Source organism: Ancylobacter terrae (assembly GCF_045108345.1).
Classification (GTDB): domain Bacteria; phylum Pseudomonadota; class Alphaproteobacteria; order Rhizobiales; family Xanthobacteraceae; genus Ancylobacter.
Genome location: NZ_JBJGXH010000005.1, coordinates 139,055 through 159,708 on the forward strand (window position 1 = coordinate 139,055; position 20,654 = coordinate 159,708).

20 protein-coding genes are annotated in these 20,654 nt (G+C 69.5%); 7 read left to right on the top strand and 13 right to left on the bottom strand.

Features of this window, described 5'->3' with window-relative positions; genetic code table 11:
- Window positions 1-221 precede the first annotated feature (221 nt).
- The 4 genes from ACEUEL_RS21145 to ACEUEL_RS21160 form a co-directional block, all read right to left on the bottom strand.
- Window positions 222-1,439, bottom strand: a complete 1,218-nt coding sequence (locus ACEUEL_RS21145) for an NAD(P)/FAD-dependent oxidoreductase (protein ID WP_405710235.1) — start codon at window positions 1,437-1,439, stop codon at window positions 222-224.
- Window positions 1,439-1,756 carry a 2Fe-2S iron-sulfur cluster-binding protein gene (locus ACEUEL_RS21150; protein WP_405709916.1) on the bottom strand — a complete coding sequence of 106 codons (318 nt, stop codon included), beginning with the start codon at window positions 1,754-1,756 and terminating at the stop codon, window positions 1,439-1,441. The genes ACEUEL_RS21145 and ACEUEL_RS21150 overlap by 1 nt, the downstream gene beginning before the upstream one ends.
- A 218-nt stretch (window positions 1,757-1,974) precedes the next feature.
- Entirely contained in the window at window positions 1,975-3,150 is a 1,176-nt protein-coding gene (locus tag ACEUEL_RS21155; RefSeq protein ID WP_405709919.1) for an aromatic ring-hydroxylating oxygenase subunit alpha, read from the bottom strand.
- A gap of 4 nt (window positions 3,151-3,154) precedes the next feature.
- Window positions 3,155-4,327: an aromatic ring-hydroxylating oxygenase subunit alpha gene (locus tag ACEUEL_RS21160; RefSeq protein WP_405709922.1), complete on the bottom strand. Its 1,173-nt coding sequence runs from the start codon at window positions 4,325-4,327 to the stop codon at window positions 3,155-3,157.
- 138 nt (window positions 4,328-4,465) lie between these two features.
- On the opposite strand from ACEUEL_RS21160, the gene ACEUEL_RS21165 reads away from it, so the two are divergent.
- Together ACEUEL_RS21165 and ACEUEL_RS21170 are read left to right on the top strand one after the other, a co-directional pair.
- Window positions 4,466-5,386 carry a LysR family transcriptional regulator gene (locus ACEUEL_RS21165; RefSeq protein WP_405709924.1) on the top strand — a complete coding sequence of 307 codons (921 nt, stop codon included), beginning with the start codon at window positions 4,466-4,468 and terminating at the stop codon, window positions 5,384-5,386.
- Between the two features lie 91 nt (window positions 5,387-5,477).
- Complete coding sequence (locus ACEUEL_RS21170) at window positions 5,478-6,182, top strand: glutathione S-transferase N-terminal domain-containing protein (protein ID WP_405709927.1); 705 nt, start codon at window positions 5,478-5,480, stop codon at window positions 6,180-6,182.
- Window positions 6,183-6,191: 9 nt separating this feature from the next.
- On the opposite strand, the gene ACEUEL_RS21175 is transcribed toward ACEUEL_RS21170, so the two are convergent.
- The 7 genes from ACEUEL_RS21175 to ACEUEL_RS21205 form a co-directional block, all read right to left on the bottom strand.
- A complete protein-coding gene (locus tag ACEUEL_RS21175) occupies window positions 6,192-7,091 on the bottom strand; it encodes an EAL domain-containing protein (protein ID WP_405709930.1) in 900 nt (299 codons plus the stop codon).
- An 86-nt stretch (window positions 7,092-7,177) separates the two neighbouring features.
- Complete coding sequence (locus ACEUEL_RS21180) at window positions 7,178-7,909, bottom strand: glutamine amidotransferase (protein ID WP_405709933.1); 732 nt, start codon at window positions 7,907-7,909, stop codon at window positions 7,178-7,180.
- Window positions 7,910-8,011: 102 nt separating this feature from the next.
- Window positions 8,012-8,476, bottom strand: coding sequence for a tellurite resistance TerB family protein (locus ACEUEL_RS21185; RefSeq protein WP_405709936.1), 465 nt, complete (start codon window positions 8,474-8,476; stop codon window positions 8,012-8,014).
- Between the two features lie 122 nt (window positions 8,477-8,598).
- Complete coding sequence (locus ACEUEL_RS21190) at window positions 8,599-9,327, bottom strand: GntR family transcriptional regulator (RefSeq protein WP_405709939.1); 729 nt, start codon at window positions 9,325-9,327, stop codon at window positions 8,599-8,601.
- A gap of 199 nt (window positions 9,328-9,526) precedes the next feature.
- Complete coding sequence (locus tag ACEUEL_RS21195; RefSeq protein WP_405709942.1) at window positions 9,527-11,038, bottom strand: tripartite tricarboxylate transporter permease; 1,512 nt, start codon at window positions 11,036-11,038, stop codon at window positions 9,527-9,529.
- Window positions 11,039-11,091: 53 nt separating this feature from the next.
- Window positions 11,092-11,595 (bottom strand): tripartite tricarboxylate transporter TctB family protein, encoded by a 504-nt coding sequence (locus ACEUEL_RS21200; protein WP_405709945.1) that lies wholly within the window; start codon window positions 11,593-11,595, stop codon window positions 11,092-11,094.
- A 212-nt stretch (window positions 11,596-11,807) separates the two neighbouring features.
- Window positions 11,808-12,824, bottom strand: a complete 1,017-nt coding sequence (locus ACEUEL_RS21205) for a Bug family tripartite tricarboxylate transporter substrate binding protein (protein WP_405709947.1) — start codon at window positions 12,822-12,824, stop codon at window positions 11,808-11,810.
- 687 nt (window positions 12,825-13,511) lie between these two features.
- On the opposite strand from ACEUEL_RS21205, the gene zwf reads away from it, so the two are divergent.
- The 5 genes from zwf to ACEUEL_RS21230 all read left to right on the top strand — a co-directional run bounded on the left by zwf (window position 13,512) and on the right by ACEUEL_RS21230 (window position 18,398).
- Entirely contained in the window at window positions 13,512-14,990 is a 1,479-nt protein-coding gene (gene zwf, locus ACEUEL_RS21210; protein WP_405709949.1) for a glucose-6-phosphate dehydrogenase, read from the top strand.
- Window positions 14,991-15,018: 28 nt separating this feature from the next.
- Window positions 15,019-15,732, top strand: coding sequence for a 6-phosphogluconolactonase (pgl, locus tag ACEUEL_RS21215; RefSeq protein WP_405709952.1), 714 nt, complete (start codon window positions 15,019-15,021; stop codon window positions 15,730-15,732).
- Window positions 15,733-15,777: 45 nt separating this feature from the next.
- The gene (edd, locus tag ACEUEL_RS21220) at window positions 15,778-17,625 is read left to right on the top strand and encodes a phosphogluconate dehydratase (protein WP_405709955.1); all 1,848 of its coding nucleotides are present in this window, start codon (window positions 15,778-15,780) and stop codon (window positions 17,623-17,625) included.
- A 101-nt stretch (window positions 17,626-17,726) separates the two neighbouring features.
- Window positions 17,727-17,966, top strand: coding sequence for a type II toxin-antitoxin system VapB family antitoxin (locus tag ACEUEL_RS21225; RefSeq protein WP_405709957.1), 240 nt, complete (start codon window positions 17,727-17,729; stop codon window positions 17,964-17,966).
- A gap of 33 nt (window positions 17,967-17,999) precedes the next feature.
- Window positions 18,000-18,398: a PIN domain-containing protein gene (locus tag ACEUEL_RS21230; RefSeq protein ID WP_405709960.1), complete on the top strand. Its 399-nt coding sequence runs from the start codon at window positions 18,000-18,002 to the stop codon at window positions 18,396-18,398.
- A gap of 112 nt (window positions 18,399-18,510) precedes the next feature.
- Here the strand turns inward: ACEUEL_RS21230 and ACEUEL_RS21235 are convergent, their stop codons facing one another.
- Window positions 18,511-18,969, bottom strand: a complete 459-nt coding sequence (locus ACEUEL_RS21235; protein WP_405709963.1) for a hypothetical protein — start codon at window positions 18,967-18,969, stop codon at window positions 18,511-18,513.
- Window positions 18,970-19,046: 77 nt separating this feature from the next.
- A complete protein-coding gene (locus ACEUEL_RS21240) occupies window positions 19,047-20,540 on the bottom strand; it encodes a CoA-acylating methylmalonate-semialdehyde dehydrogenase (RefSeq protein WP_405709966.1) in 1,494 nt (497 codons plus the stop codon).
- Between the last annotated feature and the right edge of the window lie 114 nt (window positions 20,541-20,654).

Consider the following 20,654-nt stretch of genomic DNA (forward strand, 5'->3'; position numbering starts at 1 on the left):
GGCAGGCGGCGCCCCGCGGCAAACGGCACATCATCGAACTGTGTCGCGCGCGAGCGATGGTGAGAAGATGATTTTTCCGCAGCTTCGCTTCAGAAAAACCGAAATTACGCGGGCGCCCGCTTGGGCTATGAATCCGACATTCTGCCTTTTTCCGCGCGCCGTCCAATCGCCGTGCCGGCAGGGTGCCCGAGCACCCCTTCCCGGTCGGATGAGGCGAGCGCTCACGCCCGCTCCCGCACCAGCTCGCCCAGCGCCGCGCCGCCATCGGCGATCAGCGCCGGATCGGGGCTGATGCCCGCCGCCAGCAGGCGCCGCGCGGTCATGTAGGCGGCGGGATCGTCGATGGCGTCGACCGCCAGCAGCCGCCCGCCAGCGAGATACCAGAAGGAACGCGCCTGCGGCCGCCGCCCCTCGCGGACGATGATGCGGTCATGGCCCTCGCCGAGGCCGGCGATCTGCAGCTTGGTGTCGTACTGGTCCGACCAGAACCACGGCAGCGGCCGGTAGGGCTTTTCCGCGCCGAGCAGCGTCGCCGCCGCCGCCGCGCCCTGGTCGGTGGCGTTCTGCACCGATTCGAGCCGGCGCCGTGCGCCCTCGTGAGGGAAGCTGGCGCAGTCGCCGGCCGCGAGGATGGCCGGGTCGCTGGTACGGCAGAAGGCGTCGACGGCGATGCCGTTGGCGACCGCGAGCCCTGCGGCTTCCGCCAGCTCCTGGTTGGGGATGGCGCCGATGCCGGCGACGACGAGATCGACCGGCAGCTCCGTGCCGTCGGTGAGCCGCGCAGCCTCCACCCGGCCGCGGCCGGACAGCGCGGCAAGGCCGACGCCCTCGCGGATGTCGACGCCGCGCGCCCGGTGCAGCGCCCGCAGGTGATCGGCGGTGGCGGCACAGGCGACGCGGCCGAGGATCCGCGGCCCCGTCTCGACCAGCGTCACCGCGAGCCCGGCCATCCGCGCCGCGGCGGCGACCTCGAGCCCGACATAGCCGCCGCCGACGACGAGCAGGCGGCGCCCCGGCTCCAGCTCGCGCTTCAGCCGCGCCGCGTCGTCGAGGCTCCGCAGCGTGTGGATGCCGAGGCGATCGCCGCAGAGCGCGGCGGGCAGCGCCCGCGCGCGGGTGCCGGTGCACAGCAGCAGCGCGTCATAGGGGAGGGCCGCGCCGTCGTCGAGCCGCACCTCCCGCCGGCTACGATCGATCGCCGCAGCGCGGCGCCCGAGCCGCAGCTCGACGCCCGCGAACCAGTCGCGCGGGCGCAGCGCCAGCGCGTCCGCCGGGACGTCCCCGGCGAGGCAGGCCTTGGAGAGGGGCGGGCGCCGATAGGGCAGGTGCGGCTCGTCGCCGACCAGCGTCACGGCACAGGGCGCATCGGCCGCGCGCAGGCTCGCGAGCGCCGACAGCGCCGCCTCGCCGGCGCCGATGATGACCAGACGGCCCGCCATCATGGCTGCGGCACCCGCAACACCAGCCCGGCGAGCGTCTCCCGCATGCGGATCTGGCAGCTCAGCCGGCTGGTCGGGTGGCGCTCGCCCTCGACGAGGTCGAGCATGTCGGCTTCGAGCGCGCCGGGCGGGCCGAGCCGCTCCGCCCACGGCGCCTCCGGCACGACATGGCAGGTGGCGCAGGCCAGCGCTCCGCCGCAATCGCCGTGGATGCCGCGCACCCCGGCGGCCAGTGCCGCCTCCATCAGGCTGGTGCCGAGGGGGACGTCGGCGCTGGTCTGCGCGCCCGCGCAGTCGCGCCAGATGATGAGCGGCATGATGAGGCTCCCTGCAGCCGGGGCGCGGGACGCGACGGCGCATCCGCGCCAGCGTCGGCCGACGCGTGAGATGGAGGAGGACGGGTGGATCGACGGGGAATCCGCCGCGGTCGTCAGCCGCTGGCGAGGCTAGAGCGCGATCCGATCAGATTGAATCAATCTGATCGGCAGATCGCCCTCTAACATATTGATAGAGAACGCGTGATCCGATCGGCTTGCTACGCAAGCTGATCGGCGCGTGCTCTAAGCGGCGGGCGCTCGCGCTGCGGGGCGTCCACCGGGAGCTGCCGCCCGAGATAGCGGTAGAAGTCCCAGATCGTGCCCTCATAGTCGCGCGGGGCGAGGGGGCCGGAGGGCGCGAAGCGCGAGGCGAGCGCGCGCTGCATCTTCTCCAGCTTCTCGCGGTCCTCGCGATTGACCTCGTGCCAGAGCGCGATGCGGGTCTCCAGCTCGTCCTGGGTCAGCTCGTCGCCATGGGTCGACAGGGTCCAGCGCACCCGGATGCGGTCGACCGCCAGCGGCTGGATCGACAGCGACACCAGCAGCGTCGCCGCCTGGCTGGCGATCTGGGTCGGGAACAGGCAGAACAGCGTGGAGCGCCGGCGCTCCTCCTCGCTCAGCCCCGGCGCGCCCATGCCGCGCGAGGCCGCGGTATCGGGATAATTGGCGCAGTAGGAGGTGAAGGCGTCGTCGGACATCGATTTCCGGCTGAGGCCGGTCGGGGTGTAGGGGTGCAGCGTCTCGGGGTGCACCACCGAGAGGTGATAGGCCTCCATGAAGTTCTCGACGAGGCACTTCCAGTTGGTCTGCCACTCCTCCTCGAAGGTGCGCACGATCCGCATGCCCGCCGTCTCGTAATTGGCGAGCAACTGGCCGAGCTGGCCGAGCCGGGGGGCGAGCGGGGCCGCGTCGGCGTCGAGATTGGCGTAGATGAAGCCGTTCCAGATCTCGCTGCGGAAGACGGGGAGGCTGCAATTCTCTTCCGTGACGCCCTTGTCGCGCATGCGCGGCGCGTTGATCAGCTCGCCCGCGCGGCCGTAGCTCCAGGCGTGGTACGAGCAGACGAAGCGCCGCGTCGAGCCGGAATTCTCGGCGAGCGGCATGCCGCGATGGCGGCACAGATTGGACAGCACGCGCACCGCGCCGTCATCGCCCCGCACGACGAGAAGCGGCTCGTCGAACAGCCGGGTGACGAAATAATCGCCCGGCTTCGGGATCTCGTCGGCCCGGCCGAGGCAGTGCCACTCCTTCGACAGGAAGGTCTCGACCTCGAACCGGAAATAGTCGGGATCGGTGTAGAACCGGCCGGGCAGGCATTGAGCCGCATGCTCGGGCAGCGCGGCCACCGCCCGCAACGTCTCGTTCATGGCGGCGATATCGGCGGGGTTCGGCATCGCCTCACTCCGCCGCCAGGGCGAAGGAACGTTCGAAGCCGGCGGTGCGCTCGGCGATGTAGCCCATGAAGTCGTAGATCGGGCGCTCCAGATAGGAGAGGTGGCCGGCGCGGGCGCGGGCGGCCTTCATGCCGCGGAACACCTTCTCGGTGCAGCCGCGGTCCTCCTCGTTCACCTCGTCGAGCAGGCCCTTGAGGGTCGCGACATATTCGTCCGCGCGGGGATCGGCCATGAATTCCGGCGACAGCCCGCCACCGAACTGCAGCGAGACCTGGTCGGTGCCCTTGGGGTGCAGCGAGAGGTACCAGAAATAACCGGGCGTCAGCGTGATGAGGTGGCTCGGATAGATCGAGAGCAGCGCCGTGGTCCGCCGCCAATGGCCTTCGAGGCGGGTATTGGAGGGGTGCGCGTTGCCGATCGCCAGCGAGGCTTCCTTGGTGATCCAGTGGTAGTTGAAGGTCGGCAGGCCCGGCGGGCAATCCATCTCCTCGAGCTTCGAGTGCCCCCCGACCGTGTCGGCATGGCACACCGGCAGGTGGTAGCTCTCCATGAAGTTCTCGGCGAGCACCTTCCAGTTGGTGTCCCAGACATGGGTCTCGCGGAAGCACTCGACATAGTTCTCCATCTGGTAGGGCGCGATCATGCCCTCCAGCTCGCGCAGCCCCTCGCGCACGCTCGGGCGCTCATTGTCGAGGGTGATGTAGACCCAGCCGAGCCACTCCTCGCAGCGTATGGCCGGCAGCGCGTAGTCGTCCTTGCAGAAGCCGGTGGTCTCGGTCATGAACGGCGCCCCGCGCAGCTTGCCGTCGAGGCCGTAGGTCCAGGCGTGGTAGGGGCACACGATGGTGCGCCGGTTGCCGCAGCCTTCCAGCAGCGTCGACATGCGGTGCAGGCAGACATTGGAGAAGGCCCGCAGCTGGCCTTCGCGGTCGCGCAGCACGATCACCGGCTGCCCCGCCAGATCATAGGTCAGGTAGTCGCCGGGATTGGGCAGGGTGCTGGTGCGCCCGACGCAGATCCATTCGCGCGCGAAGATGCCCTCCAGCTCCCGGGCGAGGAAATCCGGGCTGGTATAGACGCTCGGCGGCATCGCCCGCGCATCCGGGAAGGGGCGGCCGGCGGCGGCGAGAAGCTCGGCCTCGGGCGGTGCGACGGGAAGGGGCTGTGCGACGGTCATGGCGGTGATCCTGTCTGCAAGGGCGCGGGACGCGGCGGCCGGCCCGGAAGGGCGGCGAGGGGCCCGCGTGATGGACAGGTTGTATCAATCCTAAAATAAGTGAAAACTCGAATATCCGAGCTTTGAACTAGGCAAAGTATGGTTCGCTACACGCTGCGCCAGCTCACCTATTTCCGCGCCGTCGCCGAGCAGGGCGGCATCGCGCCGGCCGCGCGCGCGCTGAACATCTCCCAGCCCTCCATCGCCCAGGCCCTCGACAAGCTGGAGGACGTGACCGGGCTGACCCTTTTCGAGCGGCACCACGCCCGCGGCCTCACGCTGACCCTGCAGGGTCGCATCTTCCTCCGACACGCCAGCGGGCTGGAGCAGCAGGCGCAGCAGGTGGAGCGCGAGGCGGCGGCGCTGGCGGCGGAGGCGGCGGGCGAGATCCGGCTCGGCGTGTTCTGGACACTGTCGCCCTTCTATGCCCCCGGCCTCATCCGCGGCTTCGAGCAGCTCGCGCCCGGCGTCAGCGTGCAGCAGCAGGAGATGTCGCTGGCCGATCTCGCCGACGGCCTGCGCGAGGGGCGGATCGACCTCGCCTTGACCTATGACCGCGGCGGCGATCCCGAGGGCCTTTCCTTCGTCGAACTCGCCGCGCTGCGCCCGATGGTGGTTCTCGCCGCCGACCACCCGCTCGCCGGCCGCCGCGCCCTCGATCTCGCCGATCTCGCGGGCGAACCCTATGTCATGCTCGACGGCCCGGGCAGCCGCGCCTATTTCGAGGGCCTGCTCGCCGAGCTCGGCATGCGCCCGCGCATCGCCTATGTCTCCACCTCGCTGGAGACGGTGCGCAGCGCCGTGGCGGCGGGCTTCGGCTTCACGCTGCTGGTGATGCGCCCGCCCTCGCCGGTGAGCTATGACGGGCGTCGGGTGAAGACGCTGCCGATCCGCGACGACGTGCGGCCGCTGCGCCTCGTGCTCGCCGCGCGCGAGGGCGCCCATCACGGCCCGCTGCTGCGCCGGTTCGCCGACCACGCCCAGGCCTATTTCGCCGAACGCCACCGCGGGCCGGGCTAGAGCGCGGCGGAAAAACCGGGCCGCCGGCGTTCCCTCGCGCCCGCCCGTCCCCATCTAGGGGCGGTTGTTCCCGTCCTTCCGGAGTCCGCGCATGGCCGACCTCACCGCCTTCCCCATCACCGCCCGCTGGCCCGCCACCCATCCCGACCGGCTGCAGCTCTATTCCTTCCCGACGCCCAACGGGGTGAAGGTCTCGATCGCGCTCGAGGAACTGGGCCTGCCCTATGAGGCGCATGCCGTGAACATCGGCGCCAACGAGAGCTGGACGCCGGAATTCCTGTCGCTGAACCCGAACGGCAAGATCCCCGCCATTCTCGACCCGGACGGGCCGGGCGGCCGGCCGCTCGCCCTGTTCGAATCGGGCGCGATCCTGCTCTACCTCGCCGAGAAGACCGGAAAGCTGATCCCGGCCGACCCCGCGCGGCGTTGGGAGACCGTGCAGTGGGTGATGTTCCAGATGGGCAATGTCGGCCCGATCTTCGGCCAGCTCGGCTTCTTCCACAAATTCGCCGGCCGCGAGATCGAGGACAAGCGCCCGCTGGAGCGCTACCGCGCCGAATCGCAGCGCCTGCTCGGCGTGCTCGACGCGCGGCTGGCGGGGCGCGACTGGATCATGGGCGAGGAGTACACCATCGCCGACATCGCGCATCTGGGCTGGGTGCGGAACCTGATAGGCTTCTACGGCGCGCGCGATCTCGTCGCCTTCGACACGCTGAAGCACGTGCCCGCCTGGCTGGAGCGCGGCCTCGCCCGCCCCGCCGTGCAGCGCGGGCTCGACATCCCCGCGCGCCCCTGAGACGGGGGCTCAGCCGCCGACGCCGGCCATGAAATGCGGCACCGCCGCCGCCGGCATCGGCCGGCCCAGCATGTAGCCCTGGGCGAGGTCGCAGCCTTCCGCGCGCAGGAAGGCGAGCTGCGCCGGCGTCTCGACGCCGGCCGCCACCGTGCGGATGCCGAGCCGGCGGGCGAGCCCGATCAGCGCGGCGACGATCGCCGCCTCGTCCGGGTCCTCCTCGATGCGGGCGACGAAGCTGCGGTCGATCTTGATGCGGTCGATCGGCAGCCGGGTCAGGTGCCGCAGCGAGGCGAGCCCGGCGCCGAAATCATCGAGCGCGATGGTGACGCCGAGCTTGTGCAGGCTGCGCAGCTGCGCGCCGAGCTGGTCGGCGGCGCCGGTGAGATTGACGTTGCCGGTCAGCTCCAAAGTCAGCCGGTCGAGCGGCAGGCCGGTGCTGCGGGCCTGCGCCTGCAGCGAGGCGGCATAATCGCCCTGCCGCAGCTCGCTGTCGGCGACATTGACGGCGATGCGGGCGATGGCGAGCCCCGCCCGGCTCCAGGCGAGGAAATCGCGCCCCGCCCGGCCGAGCATGTGCCGGCCGATCAGGATGGCGAGGTCGGGGGATTCGAAGGCGGCGGCGAAGGCGCGCGGCTCGACCAGGCCGCGCTCGGGATGGTGCCAGCGCGCCAGCGCCTCGAAGCCGTCGATGCGACCGCTCGCAAGGTCGATGGTCGGCTGGTAGTAGGGTTCGATGGCGTTGGTGGCGAGCGCCTGGATGATCGCCGCGGTGTCGAACAGCGGACTGCCCGTCGACGCGGCCGTCGCCACCGCCGCCTCCGCCCTGATCGCCTGCGCCCGCACCTGCATCGCACCCGTCCCGTCGCGGCGGCGGACCAGCCCGCGCCACGCCGGCAACGCTAGGCGCAATCGGTTTCATTGAGGTTGCGAAACGGTGTTGACGAACCGCCACCGCAGCGCCGTCAATTCAATGAAAATGCCGTGGATCGCCGGGTCTAGGCCAGCACCGGCGGCGCGGCCGGCGCCAGCCAGTGGTCGATGAAGACATCGAGCCAGCGCCGCACCTTGGGGTCGTGGCGCAGCCGGTCGTGGAAATGATCCTGCCCCGGCCGGGCGCCCGGCAACGCGAAGCGCTCCGCCCCGCGCACCGTCCAGCGGCACATCATGTGATGCGTCACTTCGGGATGGAACTGGATGCCGAAGGCCCGCCCGCCAAAGCTGAAGGCCTGGTTCGGGAAGGCCTCGCCTTCGGCCAGCAGGTCCGCGCCGGAAGGCAGCTCGAAGCCTTCCTTGTGCCAGTGATAGACGTGGTCGGGCCAGAGTTCCTCGGGACCGCCGCCGGCGCCGAACAGCCGCGCGCCCGCATCGGTCGGCCACAGCGGGTAGTAGCCGATCTCGACCAGGCCCTCCGGGTGCCGCTCGACCCGGGCGCCGAGATGACGGGCGAGCATCTGCGCCCCGAGGCAGATGCCGAGATAGGGCTTGCCCTCCGCCAGCGGCACGCCGATCCAGTCGATCTCCGCCCGCACATAGTCATGATCGTCATTGGCGCTCTGCGGGCCGCCGAAGATGATGGCCCCGGCATGGTCGCGCAGGCTCGCGGGCAGGGGATCGCCGAGGCAGGGCCGCCTGATGTCGAGATGGAAGCCGCGCCGCACCAGATGGTGACCGATCCGCCCCGGCGAGGAACGCTCCTGATGGAGCACGATCAAAACAGACGACGCCATCTCCGGCCCGCTCGGCAGGGAATCACGACTTACCGCAACGCACCATTCAAACTACACGGATGGTGCGTGGTTACAAGTGCGGCCGCGCGGCGGCCCGACGCGTCAGGATTCGCGCTCCTGCGCGTCGCGCACATCCTTGCGGATCTGCACCCGGTCGCGGGAGGAGATGTTGAGCAGTTCCGCCGCCCGCCAGACCAGATTGTCCTCGAACTCGGTGAGCCCGCCATCGGCATAGCCCACCTCGAACATCATCTCGACGATGCGCTTGCGGCCTTCCTCGTCCAGCGCCCGGTTGAGCACGCTGGTGAAGGCATAGAGGTCGACCGCCTCCGCATCCCGGGTGACCGCGGTCGCCACCAGCTCGTCCGCCTCGTCGGCGGTGAGGTCGAAGCGGAAGGCGAGGATGCGGCGCAGGTGCTCGCTCTCGGCCTCGCCGAGCACGCCGTCGATGGTGACGACATGCACCAGCAGCGCCGCCGCCGCGAGGCGGTAGTCGTTCTCGGCGAATGCCGCGTCGCGCTGCCCGCCGGCGATCTCGGCGATGAAGTCGGTCAGGGCGCGCAGCATGAAGTCCGATCCTGTCTGGAAATCTACCTACCGGATCGGAGACGAAACAGGCTGCGCGCGCAAGGCCCCGCCGGCTTTTTTGGGCGCACCGTTGCGCCGATGCGCCAATGGCCGCGCGGCCCTCAGTCGAGATAGTTGGCGTGCTTGGCGATGTGATCGGCGAGGCCCAGCGCATGGTTGCGCACCAGAACCTCGACCCGCTCGGCATCCCGCGCCTCGAGCGCCTGGATGATGGCGAGATGATCCTGGATGGAGCGGTCGGCGCGGTCGTCCTCGCCGATCGTCTTGCGCCGGATCATCCGCATGTGGGTGAACAGGTTCTCCGCCAGCCCGATCAGGATCTGGTTGCCGCCCATGGCGATGATGGACTGGTGGAACTGGATGTTCACCTCGGAATATTCGTCGAGCTTGGCGTGCGGCGTACCGTCCTCGAAGGTGGCGAACATGGAGCGCAGCGAGGCGATCTCGGCATCCTCGGCCCGCTGGGTGATCAGCCGGGCGGACAGGCTCTCCAGCGCCGCCCAGACCTGGATCATCTCGATCACCTCGCGCCGGGTCTTGCGCACCACATAGATGCCCCGCCGCGGCACGGAATGGACGAAGCCCTCGCGCTCGAGCTGGGCCATCGCCTCGCGCACCGGCGTGCGGCTGACGCCGAGCGACTGGGCGAGCTGGCGCTCGTCGAGCCGGACCTCGTGCGCCTGGTCGTAGATATTGAGCGAGACGATGACTTCCTTGAGGGCGGCGTAGGCGCGGTTCTTGAAGGTCGAGGTATCCTCGAGCGGCGCCACCGAGAGGCGGGCGGCGACCGGGGGCCCCCGCCTTACGCCGGGACCGGGTTCAAAGCTCATGGCGAACCCCCTCGTCGGTGCGGCGCGCGGGCCGGTCGGCGGAAGCGCGGCGGTCAGTCGTCGGCATTGGCGTTTCCTCTCCGGCCCGGGACGTCTCGCCCGGGTCCGGGCATCGCTCCCGGGACCCTTCGTTCCCTTCGGAGCGCAGTGCCCGCCGCACCATTGCGGCGCGGCGGGCGGTTGATGGCGATCGCTGCGATCACGCCGGCTGGTGGGCGCCGCCGCGGAACTTGGCGATGATCGAGGAGATCAGCGTCCAGAAGCCGGCGATGAGACCCAGGCCCATGATCGTCGAGACCAGCGCGTTGGACCAGAACACCGAGATCGAGCCGCCCGAACCCAGCAGCGACTGCCGGAAGGCTTCCTCGGCGCTGCGGCCGAGCACGATGGCGAGCACCAGCGGCGCCAGCGGGTAGTTGGTCTTCTTGAGCACGTAGCCGAGGATGCCGAACACCAGCATCATCACCACGTCGAAGACGTTGTTGTTCACCGTGTAGGCACCGATCGCGCAGATCACCAGGATCACCGGGGCGATGATCGAGAAGGGGATGCGCAGGATCGCGGCGAACATCGGCACGGTGGTGAGCACCACGATCAGGCCGACGATGTTGCCGAGATACATGGAGGCGATGAGGCCCCACACGAACTCCTTCTGCTCGACGAAGAGCATCGGGCCGGGCTGCAGGCCCCAGATCAGCAGGCCGCCGAGCAGAACCGCGGCGGTCGGCGAGCCGGGCACGCCCAGCGCCAGCATCGGCAGCAGGGCGGAGGTGCCGGCGGCGTGCGCGGCGGTCTCGGGAGCGATGACGCCCTCGATCTCGCCATTGCCGAAGTTCTTGCCGTTCTTCGACACGCGCTTGGCGATGCCGTAGGCCATGAACGAGGCCGGGGTGGCGCCCGCCGGGGTGATGCCCATCCAGCAGCCGATGACGCAGGAGCGCAGCGAGGTCGCCCAGTACTTCGGCAGGCTGGCCCAGGTCTTCAGCACGATCTTGGGATCGATCTTGGCCGCCTTGCCGCGGAACTCGAGCCCCTCTTCCATGGTCAGCAGGATTTCGCCGATGCCGAACAGGCCGATGACCGCGATGAGGAAGTCGAAGCCGTTGAGCAGTTCGCCGATGCCGAAGGTCAGGCGCAGCTGGCCGGTGACCATGTCGAGGCCGACGCAGGCGAGCGCGAAGCCGATCATCATCGACACGATGGTCTTGGCCGGCGGCTCCTTGCTCATGCCGACGAAGGACGCGAAGGCGAGGAAGTACACCGCGAACTTCTCGGCCGGGCCGAAGCGCAGCGCGAAGGCGGCGACCAGCGGGGCGATCAGCGTGATCATGATGATCGCGACGAAGGCGCCGACGAAGGAGGAGGTGAACGCCGCCGTGAGCGCCTCGCCGGCCTTGCCCTGACGGGCCATCGGATGGCCGTCAAAGGTGGTGGCCACCGACCAGGGTTCGCCCGGGATGTTGAACAGCACCGAGGTGATGGCGCCGCCGAACAGCGCGCCCCAGTAGATGCACGACAGCAGGATGATCGCCGAGGTCGGCGACATGGAGAAGGTGAGCGGCAGCAGGATCGCGACGCCGTTGGCGCCGCCGAGGCCCGGCAGCACGCCGATGATGACGCCGAGCAGGATGCCCACGACCATCAGCAGGATGTTGAACGGGTCGCCGGCTATGTAGAAGCCGTGCCAGAGATTGATGAAATTGTCGATCATGGGCGATTCCCCCTCGGACGCTGGCCGCGTCCTGTCCCGGACTTATGGTGACGTCACAGCCCGAGCAGGGCTTCGACCGGACCCTTCGGAAGCGGAATGAGGAACCACTTCTCGAAGACGACGTAGAAGGCAGCCGGCACGCCGGCGGCGATGGCGAGGGTGAGCGGCCAGCCATACTTGCCGAGCCACTTCATGAACACGGCGATCAGCGCGAAGGAGGTGATGTAGATGCCGAGCGGCTCGACCAGGAGGCAGTAGACCGTGGTCGGCACCAGCACCTTCAGCACCTGCCCCATCTGGCCCCATTCCGCGAACAGGCGGCTCGGATCCTCGCGGGTGCCGTTGTAGAGGTTGATCAGGCTGCAGCCGATGATGATCAGGCCGACATAGAAGGGGAAGAATCCCGCCGCCGGGCCGTCGGACGACCAGCCGTAGCCGACCTGGGCGCTGCCATAGACGACGATGGCGCCGAATAGCAGGGTGGCGATGGCGGTGCCGATCTCGACGCCGCGTTGGGAGGGGCCGGATTCGGCGCCCGCGTGGTGAGCGTCTGCCATGTTACATCTCCGCAAGGCCGCGCAAAACCGACCCGTCCCGCCGGGAGGCAGGCCGTTCACGCTTACGTTTTGAGGCTCGTTCGAATGAGGGGGCTGCGGGCGCGAGGGCCGGCGGTGCCCCGCGCCGCGAACCCCGCGCCGACGAGGGGCGCGGGACCGGCGAAGGCAGCGGGCGGAACGCGCCGCCCGCAGTCAGGTCCGGATGCGGCGGATCAGTTGCCCGCGGCGATGAAGCCGGCTTCCTGCATCAGCGTCTTGTGGTTCTTCTCGGCTTCGGTCAGCCAGGTCACGAATTCGGGGCCCGACATGTTGGTCTGGTTGAACGCGCCGTCCTTCATGAGCTGCTGCCACTCAGGGGTCTCGCGCACCTTCTTGAAGAGGTCGACATAGTAGGCGACCTGCTCGTCGGTGACGCCCGGGGGCATGAAGATGCCGCGCAGCATCAGATATTCGAGGTCGATGCCGGCCGACTTGCAGGTGGGCACGTCCGACCAGGACATGTTGTTCACGATCTTGTCGTTGTAGGGCATCTTCTCGTCGTCGAAGACGCAGAGCGGGCGGACCTTGTCGCCGCGCCACTGGGACACCGCCTCGATCGGGTTGTTCACGGTGGAATCGACGTGACCGCCGACCAGCTGCACCGCGACCTCGCCGCCGCCCTTGTACGGGATGTAGGTCAGCTTCTTGCCGATCGCCTTCTCGAGCGCGACCGTGATGATCTGGTCTTCCTGCTTGGAGCCGGTGCCGCCCATCTTGAAGGTGCCGTCCGGCGCCGCCTTGATCGCCGCCTCGTAGTCCTGCGCGGTCTTGTAGGGCTTCTCGGAATTCACCCACAGGATGAACTCGTCGAGCGCCAGCATCCCGACCGGGGTCAGGTCCTTCCAGTTGAAGGGAATGCCGGTGGCGAGCGGGGTGGTGAACAGGTTCGAGAGCGAGATGACGATCTTGTGCGGGTTGCCCTTCGAATTCTTGACGTCGAGGAAGCCTTCGCCGCCGGCGCCGCCCGACTTGTTGATGACGATGAGCTGGGTCGGCATCAGGTTGTGCTTGGCGATGATGCCCTGCAGCGTGCGGGCCATCTGGTCGGCGCCGCCGCCGGTACCCGCCGGCACGACGAACTCGACCGGCTTGGTCGGCTGCCAGGCCGCCGAGGCCGGGAGAGCGGCGGCGAACGTGAAGCCGAGCGCCGCGACAGCGCCGACTCCGAAAGCGTGGAGGCAATGTTTCATATGGCGTTTCCTTCCCAAGGGTTCTGGCCGTCGTGCCGATCTGTCTCGTCGGCTTTTGGCAGGTCGTCGGGCGGTACCGGGCGACCTTCCGAGCCTCGGGGCCGCCTCGGCGTGCCCCATCGGCTGTTATGCAGAATAAGGTGTACCAAGACGATCGCGCTGCCAAGGGGTAATTCTAAAGTAGCATGGTGCGCCGCAAGGTAAGCAAACATGCCCAATTATTATGAATTTGGCATCTGGAATACCAAATATCGAATACATAATAATTGATGGATGATACCTTATGAGTTATGCAGCAAACCCTTGCCGGGCCGTGCCTTTCCCCGACGACAGGCGGGATCGCCATCCGGGGGCTCCGCCGCCGATAGCCGATGCGTCAGCCGGCCGCAGGCGGCAGGCCCTTGATTACCGTAACGGAAGATACGGGGGCGGCGGCCCGCGGATGCGCCCGCGGGCGCGGCGGGGAGATGCCGTTGCGCGCGAATTTCGTGCAATGCAGCATTAAATTATTTTCGAAGTCGGTGCGCCCGCTCGTCCGAAAGCGCCTCGAGCCCGCAGCCGCAAGGCCCGGAATCGTTCTTGCTTGGCCGGGCGGGAGACCCGAGAGACCCCGTGCCCAAGCCACCCCTTCCTGCTAGAACACCGGCAGGCGCTTCCGGACAGCGCGCCCACAGGAGACCCTACCGCATGACCAGCCGCGTGATCCCGGTCGCACCCTTCGTCCTGACCGTGTTCGGCGCCACCGGCGACCTCGCCCGGCGCAAGCTGATCCCGGCACTGTTCCACCGCGATCTCGCCGGCCAGCTTCCCGATGCCGCCACCATCATCGGGGCGTCCCGGCGGGAGATGGACGACGACGCCTTCCGCGGCTTCGCCCATCAGGCGCTGGCCGATCACGTCCCCGCGGCCGAGCTCGAGGGACCGGAGGTCGGACGCTTCCTCGCCCGCCTGCGCTATGTCACCGTCGATGCCGAAGGGGAGGGCGGCTGGCCGGATCTGGCCGACCACATCGCCCGCGAGCCGGAACGCATCCGGGTCTATTACCTCGCCACCGCGCCGCAGCTGTTCGGCCCGATCTGCGAGAAGCTGGGCAAATACGGCCTCGCCGAGAACGACGCGCGCGTCGTCATCGAGAAGCCGATCGGCAAGGACCTCGAATCGGCGCTGGCGCTCAATGCCGAGATCGGCCGCATCTTCCCCGAGGACCGCGTCTACCGGATCGACCACTATCTCGGAAAGGAAACGGTGCAGAACCTGATGGCGCTGCGCTTCGCCAACGCCCTGTTCGAGCCGCTCTGGAACAACGCCCATATCGACCACGTGCAGATCACCGTCGCCGAGAGCCTCGGCGTCGCCGAGCGCGCCGGCTATTACGACACCGCCGGCGCCCTGCGCGACATGGTGCAGAACCACATCCTGCAGCTGCTCTGCCTCGTCGCCATGGAGCCGCCCTCCTCGCTCGACGCCGATTCGGTGCGCGACGAGAAGCTCAAGGTGCTGCGCGCGCTGAAGCCGGTCGACGAGCACAATGTGGCGGCGGTCACCGTGCGCGGCCAGTACCGCGCCGGCGCCTCCTCGGGCGGGGCCGTGCCCGGCTATCTCGAGGAGCTCGGTTCCAACCGCAGCCAGACCGAGACCTTCGTCGCCGTGAAGGCGGAGGTCGAGAACTGGCGCTGGGCCGGCGTGCCCTTCTACCTGCGCACCGGCAAGCGCCTCGCCTCGCGCGTCTCGGAGATCGTCATCGGCTTCCGCCCGGTGCCCCATTCGGTATTCGGCGAGGCGGTCGGGCCGATCAGCCCGAACCGGCTGGTCATCCGCCTGCAGCCCGACGAGGGCGTGAAGCTGTGGCTGATGATCAAGGATCCCGGCCCGGGCGGCATCCGTCTCTCCCACGTGCCGCTCGACATGAGCTTCGCCGAGGCGTTCAAGGTGCGGAACCCCGACGCCTATGAGCGGCTGATCCTCGACGTGGTGCGCGGCAACCAGACCCTGTTCATGCGCCGCGACGAGGTCGAGGCGGCCTGGCGCTGGGTCGATCCGATCCTGCAGGCCTGGCGCAACGTGAAGGAGCCGCCGCGGCCCTACACCGCCGGCACCTGGGGCCCCTCCGCCGCCATCGCCCTGATCGAGCGCGACGGCCGCACCTGGCTCGAGGACGGCGCATGACGTGGCGCCCGTGGCCGGAGGACGGCGCATGAGCGGACCGGACCGCGCGCGCCCGCCGTTCCACGCCTTCCCCGACGGGGCCGCGCTGGCGGAGGCGCTGGCCGATTTCGTCGCGGAGGCGCTTTCCGCCCGCATCGCCCGCCAGGGCTCGGCGAGCCTCGCCGTCTCGGGCGGCCGCACGCCGGTGCGCTTCTTCGAGGCGCTGGCCGCGCGCGACCTCGACTGGGCGCGGGTCGGCATCACCCTCGTCGACGAGCGCTGGGTGCGCGAGACCTCGGAGCGCTCCAACGCCCGGCTGGTGCGCGCGCACCTGCTGGCCGGGCGCGCCGCCGCCGCGCGTTTCGTGCCGCTCGCCAATGACGCGCCGACCCCGGAGGAGGGGCTCTTCGCCGTCGACGAGGCGCTGGAGCTTCTTACCTTTCCCCTCGCCTGCGCCGTGCTCGGCATGGGCGAGGACGGGCACACCGCCTCCTTCTTCCCCGGCGGCGACCGGCTCGATGAGGCGCTCGACCCCGACGGCATGGTCGGCCTGATGCCGATGCGCGCGCCGGGCGCGGGCGAGCCGCGCCTCACCCTCACCCTGCCGGTACTGCTGGCGGCCGATCGCCTCGCCCTCCATATCGAAGGGGACGCCAAGCGTCCGGTGCTCGACGCCGCGCTCGGCGAGGGCCCGGTCGCCGAGATGCCCGTACGCGCGGTGCTGCGCGCCCCGAACCCGCCCGCGATTTTCTGGTGCCCGTGAGGCTTTCGTCTCCGGCGCCCGCCACCCCTCAGCCAGGAGGTCCGCATGGCCGTCCAAGCAAGCCCCGCCTCGTCCGTGAACGCCCGTATCGGTGAGGTGACCGAGCGCATCGCCGCGCGCTCGCGCGACAGCCGGGCGCGCTATCTGGACAAGATCGCCGCGGCGGCGGCCAAGGAGCCGCGCCGTCAGGGCCTCGGCTGCGCCAACCAGGCGCACGGGTTCGCCGCCTGCTCGCCGGGCGACAAGGCGATGCTGCGCTCGGGCACCGGCGCCAACCTCGCCATCGTCACCGCCTATAACGACATGCTCTCGGCCCACCAGCCCTATGAGCGCTATCCCGACCTGATCCGCGCGGCGGCCCGCGCGGCCGGCGGCGTCGCGCAGGTGGCGGGCGGCGTGCCGGCCATGTGCGATGGTGTGACCCAGGGCGAGGCGGGCATGGAGCTCTCGCTGTTTTCGCGCGAGGTGATCGCGCTCGCCACCGCGGTGGCGCTGTCGCACCAGACCTTCGACGCCGCCGTGTTCCTCGGCATCTGCGACAAGATCGTGCCCGGCCTCGTCATCGGCGCGCTCGCCTTCGGCCACCTGCCGGCGGTGTTCATCCCGGCGGGACCGATGACGTCGGGGCTGCCGAACGACGAGAAGGCCAAGATCCGCCAGCTCTTCGCCGAGGGCAAGGTCGGCCGCGACGCGCTGCTGGAGGCGGAGTCGCTCTCCTATCACGGGCCGGGCACCTGCACCTTCTACGGCACCGCCAACACCAACCAGATGATGATGGAGATCATGGGCCTGCATCTGCCCGGCGCCTCCTTCGTCAACCCCAACACGCCGCTGCGCGACGCGCTGACCACCGCCGCCGCCGAGCGCGCCATGGCGATGACGGCGCTGGGCAACGACTATGTGCCGATCGGGCGGATGCTGGACGAGAAGGCCTTCGTCAACGGCGTGGTCGGCCTGCACGCCACCGGCGGCTCGACCAACCACACGCTGCACATCGTCGCCATGGCGGCGGCGGCGGGCATCAAGCTCTCCTGGGACGATTTCTCCGACCTCGCCGACGTCGTGCCCCTGCTCTGCCGCGTCTACCCGAACGGCAAGGCCGACGTGAACCATTTCCACGCCGCCGGCGGCATGGGCTTCGTCATCCGCTCGCTGCTCGGCGAGGGTCTGCTGCACCGTGACGTCGAGACGGTGTGGGGCGGCGGGCTCGACGCCTACACGGTCGAGCCGGTGCTGACCGCCGACGGCGCGCTCGGCTGGCGCGACGGCGCCACCGCGAGCGGCGACGAGGCGGTGCTGCGCGGCGCGAACGCGCCGTTCCAGGCCACCGGCGGGCTCAAGCTGCTCGCCGGCGACATCGGCCGCGCGGTGATCAAGACCTCCGCCGTCGCGCCCGAGCGCCACATCATCGAGGGCCCCGCCCGCATCTTCCACGCGCAGGAGGAATTGCAGGCGGCGTTCAAGGCCGGCGCGCTGAAGGGCGATTTCGTCGCCGTGGTGCGCTTCCAGGGGCCGAAGGCCAACGGCATGCCCGAGTTGCACAAGCTGATGCCGCCGCTCGGCGTGCTGCAGGATCGCGGGCAGAAGGTGGCGCTGGTGACGGACGGGCGCCTCTCCGGCGCCTCCGGCAAGGTGCCCGCCGCCATCCACGTGACACCCGAGGCCGCCGATGGCGGGCCGATCGCCAGGATCCGCGAAGGCGATATCGTGCGCGTCGATGCGGTGGCCGGCACCATCACGGTGAAGGTCGACCCCGCCGAATGGGCCGCGCGCGAGGCGGTGAGCGCCGACCTGTCGCATTTCCACAGCGGCGTCGGGCGCGAACTCTTCGCCCCCTTCCGCGCGGCGGTCGGCACCGCGGACGAGGGCGCGACCATCTTCGCAGTGGCGTGAAGCATCGTCCGAACGACGTCGCGCTAGCCTCTGCGTGACATGACAGCGTATGGACGCGATGGTAGGTCGTCCATACGCTCTCCATGCCGGATTTGTCTGCGATGACCCTTCAGATACGGGACGACCGCGCCCGCAAGCTCGCCTCGAAGCTGGCGAAAGCGCGCAGGATCACCATGACCGAGGCCGTCATCCAGTCGCTGGAGGCCGAGCTGCGCCGCGAGGCCGAGAAGCAGCCGCTTGCCGAGCGCATCGCGCGGATCGCGCAGCTGCTCGCGACGCAGGCCGGGCCGAACCGGCGGGCACCGGGCCCGGACGACATCGACGCCCTGTGGGGCCGTTGAGATGGCTCCCGCTCTCGTGCCGGCGCGCCGCTGATGTTCATCGACGCCTCGGTCATCGTCGCCCTGCTCGCCGGCGCGCCGGAGGCTACCGCGCTGGCGGAAAGGATCGCCGGCGCGACGGCGCGCTTCACCTCCGGGCCGGCGGTGCTGGAGGCCGCCGCCCTTCTGTCGGTGCGGCTCGACATCGACCCGGTGAAGGTGGAAGCGGCGGTGCAGGCGCTGCTCGACACCGCCGGCATCGCGCTGGTGCCGATCAACGCCGCCGTGACGAAGCGCGCGGTCGCGGCCTTTGCCTCTTACGGCCGGTCGCCCGAGCGCCCCAAAGGCCTCAGCCTCGCCGGGTGCCTGACCTACGCCTGCGCCAAGGCCTACCGCGTGCCGGTGCTGTCGGCGGGCGGGAGGTTTGCCGGGACGGATGTGGAGGCGGCGTGACGACGGTCACGTCTTCGGTGCGTGCCCCGGACCAGCGGAGCCGAAGGCGCAGCGCAGCGCCTGTTCAAGGGCAACGATTTTGCGGACCAATGTGGACGGGCCCCGAGACCCTTCAGCGAAGAAAAACCCCGCCCGCGGCCACGTAGCAGCCCTGAAACGTCCCGATAAACGCCAGCTCCCGGCGTGAGTATCGCTTGCGCTCCCAACCGATGCCGGCAAGGCTAATCGGAGCAGCAACTTGTTCAGCGGCATCACCGGCCGTGGATCGGAGCGTCTTCGCCAGCGTCGCCTTGGTGCATCCAATCATCATGGCGCCGACACCAGCCGTGCCGCAGGCACGCCCAGCATCGTTCAAATCCCCGAGCCCCCAGGACGAGGCCCGCCGGGCCGCGACACCCAGAAGATAGCGCCCTTCCTCGGAAGAATAGCCGAGCTCCCGCAATTGAGCGGAGAGCGACGTCACTTCACTGCGAAACGAGGCGCTGCCGCATTTCCAGGCGGCAAGTATCGGGTTGATGCCGCCCATCATGCATCCCGCGACAAGCGATAACACGACGAGCGTACGTTTCATCGGCTTCCGACGGTTGCAGAGGGTGACTGCACCATCCTTACCGCAACCGTCGGTAGACAGGAACCCTTCGAAAGCCCTCACCCCGTCGTCGGCATGACGAACTGGGCGCCTTCGCGGATGCCGGTGGGCCAGCGGGCGGTGGTGGTCTTCATCTTGGTGTAGAAACCGACGCCTTCCATGCCGTAGACGTTGCGATCGCCGAAGATCGAGCGCTTCCAGCCGCCGAAGGAGTGGAACGCCACCGGCACGGGTATCGGCACGTTGATGCCGATCATGCCGGCCTTCGCGTCGCGGTCGAAGGCGCGGGCGGCATCGCCGTCGCGGGTGAAGATGGCGGCGCCGTTGCCGTATTCGTGGTCGTTCACCAGCTTGAGCGCCTCGTCGTAGCGGTCGACGCGGACCACCGAGAGCACCGGCCCGAAGATCTCCTCCTTGTAGATCTTCATGTCCGGCGTCACGTCGTCGAACAGCGTGCCGCCGAGGAAATAGCCGTTCTCATAGCCCTGCAGCTTCAGCCCGCGCCCGTCGACGACGAGCTTGGCGCCGGCCGCGACGCCGTCGTCGATATAGCCGCGCACCTTGGCGAGGTGCTCCTTCGTCACCAGCGGGCCCATCTCGCTGTCCGGGTCCATGCCGGGGCCGACCTTGAGCGCCCGCACCTTCGGCACCAGCCTGTCGAGCAGCGCGTCGCCCACGCCCCCGACCGCCACCGCGACCGACACCGCCATGCAGCGCTCGCCGGCCGAGCCGTAGCCCGCGCCCATCAGCGCGTCGACGGTCTTGTCGAGGTCGGCGTCGGGCATCACCACGAGGTGGTTCTTGGCCCCGCACAGCGCCTGCGCCCGCTTCCCGTGCGCGCAGGCGGTGCGGTAGACATACTCGCCGATGGCGGTGGAGCCGACGAAGCTCACGGCGGCGACGTCGGGATGCGTCAGCAGGGTGTCCACCGCCTCCTTGTCGCCCTGCACGACGTTGAACACGCCGGCCGGCAGCCCGGCCTCGGCGAGCAGCTCGGCCAGCATCAGCGAGGGGGTCGGATCCTTCTCGGAGGGCTTCAGCACGAAGGTGTTGCCGCAGGCGATCGCCACCGGGAACATCCACATCGGCACCATCGCCGGGAAGTTGAACGGGGTGATGCCGGCGCACACCCCGACCGGATGGCGGGCCGAGAACACGTCGACGCCGCGCGCCACCTGCTCGGTGAAGTCGCCGCGCAGCAGATGCGGGATGCCGCAGGCGAATTCCACCACCTCGATGCCGCGGGTCACCTCGCCCTTGGCGTCCTCGAAGGTCTTGCCGTGCTCGCGGGTGATGGCGCTCGCGAGCGCGTCGATGTCGCGGTCGAGCAGCGCCTTGAACTTGAACATGATGCGGGCGCGGGTCAGCGGCGGCGTCTCGGCCCAGGCCGGCAGCGCCTTCGCCGCGGCGGCCACCGCCTCGCCCACCGTCGCGGCGCTGGCCAGTGCCACCTCGGTCGCGGTCGCGCCGGTCGAGGGATCGAACACCGGTGCCAGCCGACCGCCGGCGGGCGTGACCGTCTTGCCGTTGATGAAATGCCCGACGATCGCCATGCCCGTCTCCCTTGTTGCGACAGATGCCGTCCGCGCGGCGCGCGCAGAGAGGCATGGCCCTTGATGCTTGCCGATGCTTGGCACTTCAACGCATATGATTCCGCATCCATTGTG

Excerpts from the sequence above, each read along its gene's own strand:
- ACEUEL_RS21145 (WP_405710235.1), bottom strand. The coding sequence starts at position 1,439 with ATGGCGGGCCGTCTGGTCATCATCGGCGCCGGCGAGGCGGCGCTGTCG.
- ACEUEL_RS21150 (WP_405709916.1), bottom strand. The coding sequence starts at position 1,756 with ATGCCGCTCATCATCTGGCGCGACTGCGCGGGCGCGCAGACCAGCGCC.
- ACEUEL_RS21155 (WP_405709919.1), bottom strand. The coding sequence starts at position 3,150 with ATGCCGAACCCCGCCGATATCGCCGCCATGAACGAGACGTTGCGGGCG.
- ACEUEL_RS21160 (WP_405709922.1), bottom strand. The coding sequence starts at position 4,327 with ATGACCGTCGCACAGCCCCTTCCCGTCGCACCGCCCGAGGCCGAGCTT.
- ACEUEL_RS21165 (WP_405709924.1), top strand. The coding sequence starts at position 4,466 with ATGGTTCGCTACACGCTGCGCCAGCTCACCTATTTCCGCGCCGTCGCC.
- ACEUEL_RS21170 (WP_405709927.1), top strand. The coding sequence starts at position 5,478 with ATGGCCGACCTCACCGCCTTCCCCATCACCGCCCGCTGGCCCGCCACC.
- ACEUEL_RS21180 (WP_405709933.1), bottom strand. The coding sequence starts at position 7,909 with ATGGCGTCGTCTGTTTTGATCGTGCTCCATCAGGAGCGTTCCTCGCCG.
- ACEUEL_RS21185 (WP_405709936.1), bottom strand. The coding sequence starts at position 8,476 with ATGCTGCGCGCCCTGACCGACTTCATCGCCGAGATCGCCGGCGGGCAG.
- ACEUEL_RS21190 (WP_405709939.1), bottom strand. The coding sequence starts at position 9,327 with ATGAGCTTTGAACCCGGTCCCGGCGTAAGGCGGGGGCCCCCGGTCGCC.
- ACEUEL_RS21195 (WP_405709942.1), bottom strand. The coding sequence starts at position 11,038 with ATGATCGACAATTTCATCAATCTCTGGCACGGCTTCTACATAGCCGGC.
- ACEUEL_RS21200 (WP_405709945.1), bottom strand. The coding sequence starts at position 11,595 with ATGGCAGACGCTCACCACGCGGGCGCCGAATCCGGCCCCTCCCAACGC.
- ACEUEL_RS21205 (WP_405709947.1), bottom strand. The coding sequence starts at position 12,824 with ATGAAACATTGCCTCCACGCTTTCGGAGTCGGCGCTGTCGCGGCGCTC.
- zwf (WP_405709949.1), top strand. The coding sequence starts at position 13,512 with ATGACCAGCCGCGTGATCCCGGTCGCACCCTTCGTCCTGACCGTGTTC.
- pgl (WP_405709952.1), top strand. The coding sequence starts at position 15,019 with ATGAGCGGACCGGACCGCGCGCGCCCGCCGTTCCACGCCTTCCCCGAC.
- edd (WP_405709955.1), top strand. The coding sequence starts at position 15,778 with ATGGCCGTCCAAGCAAGCCCCGCCTCGTCCGTGAACGCCCGTATCGGT.
- ACEUEL_RS21225 (WP_405709957.1), top strand. The coding sequence starts at position 17,727 with ATGACCCTTCAGATACGGGACGACCGCGCCCGCAAGCTCGCCTCGAAG.
- ACEUEL_RS21230 (WP_405709960.1), top strand. The coding sequence starts at position 18,000 with ATGTTCATCGACGCCTCGGTCATCGTCGCCCTGCTCGCCGGCGCGCCG.
- ACEUEL_RS21235 (WP_405709963.1), bottom strand. The coding sequence starts at position 18,969 with ATGAAACGTACGCTCGTCGTGTTATCGCTTGTCGCGGGATGCATGATG.
- ACEUEL_RS21240 (WP_405709966.1), bottom strand. The coding sequence starts at position 20,540 with ATGGCGATCGTCGGGCATTTCATCAACGGCAAGACGGTCACGCCCGCC.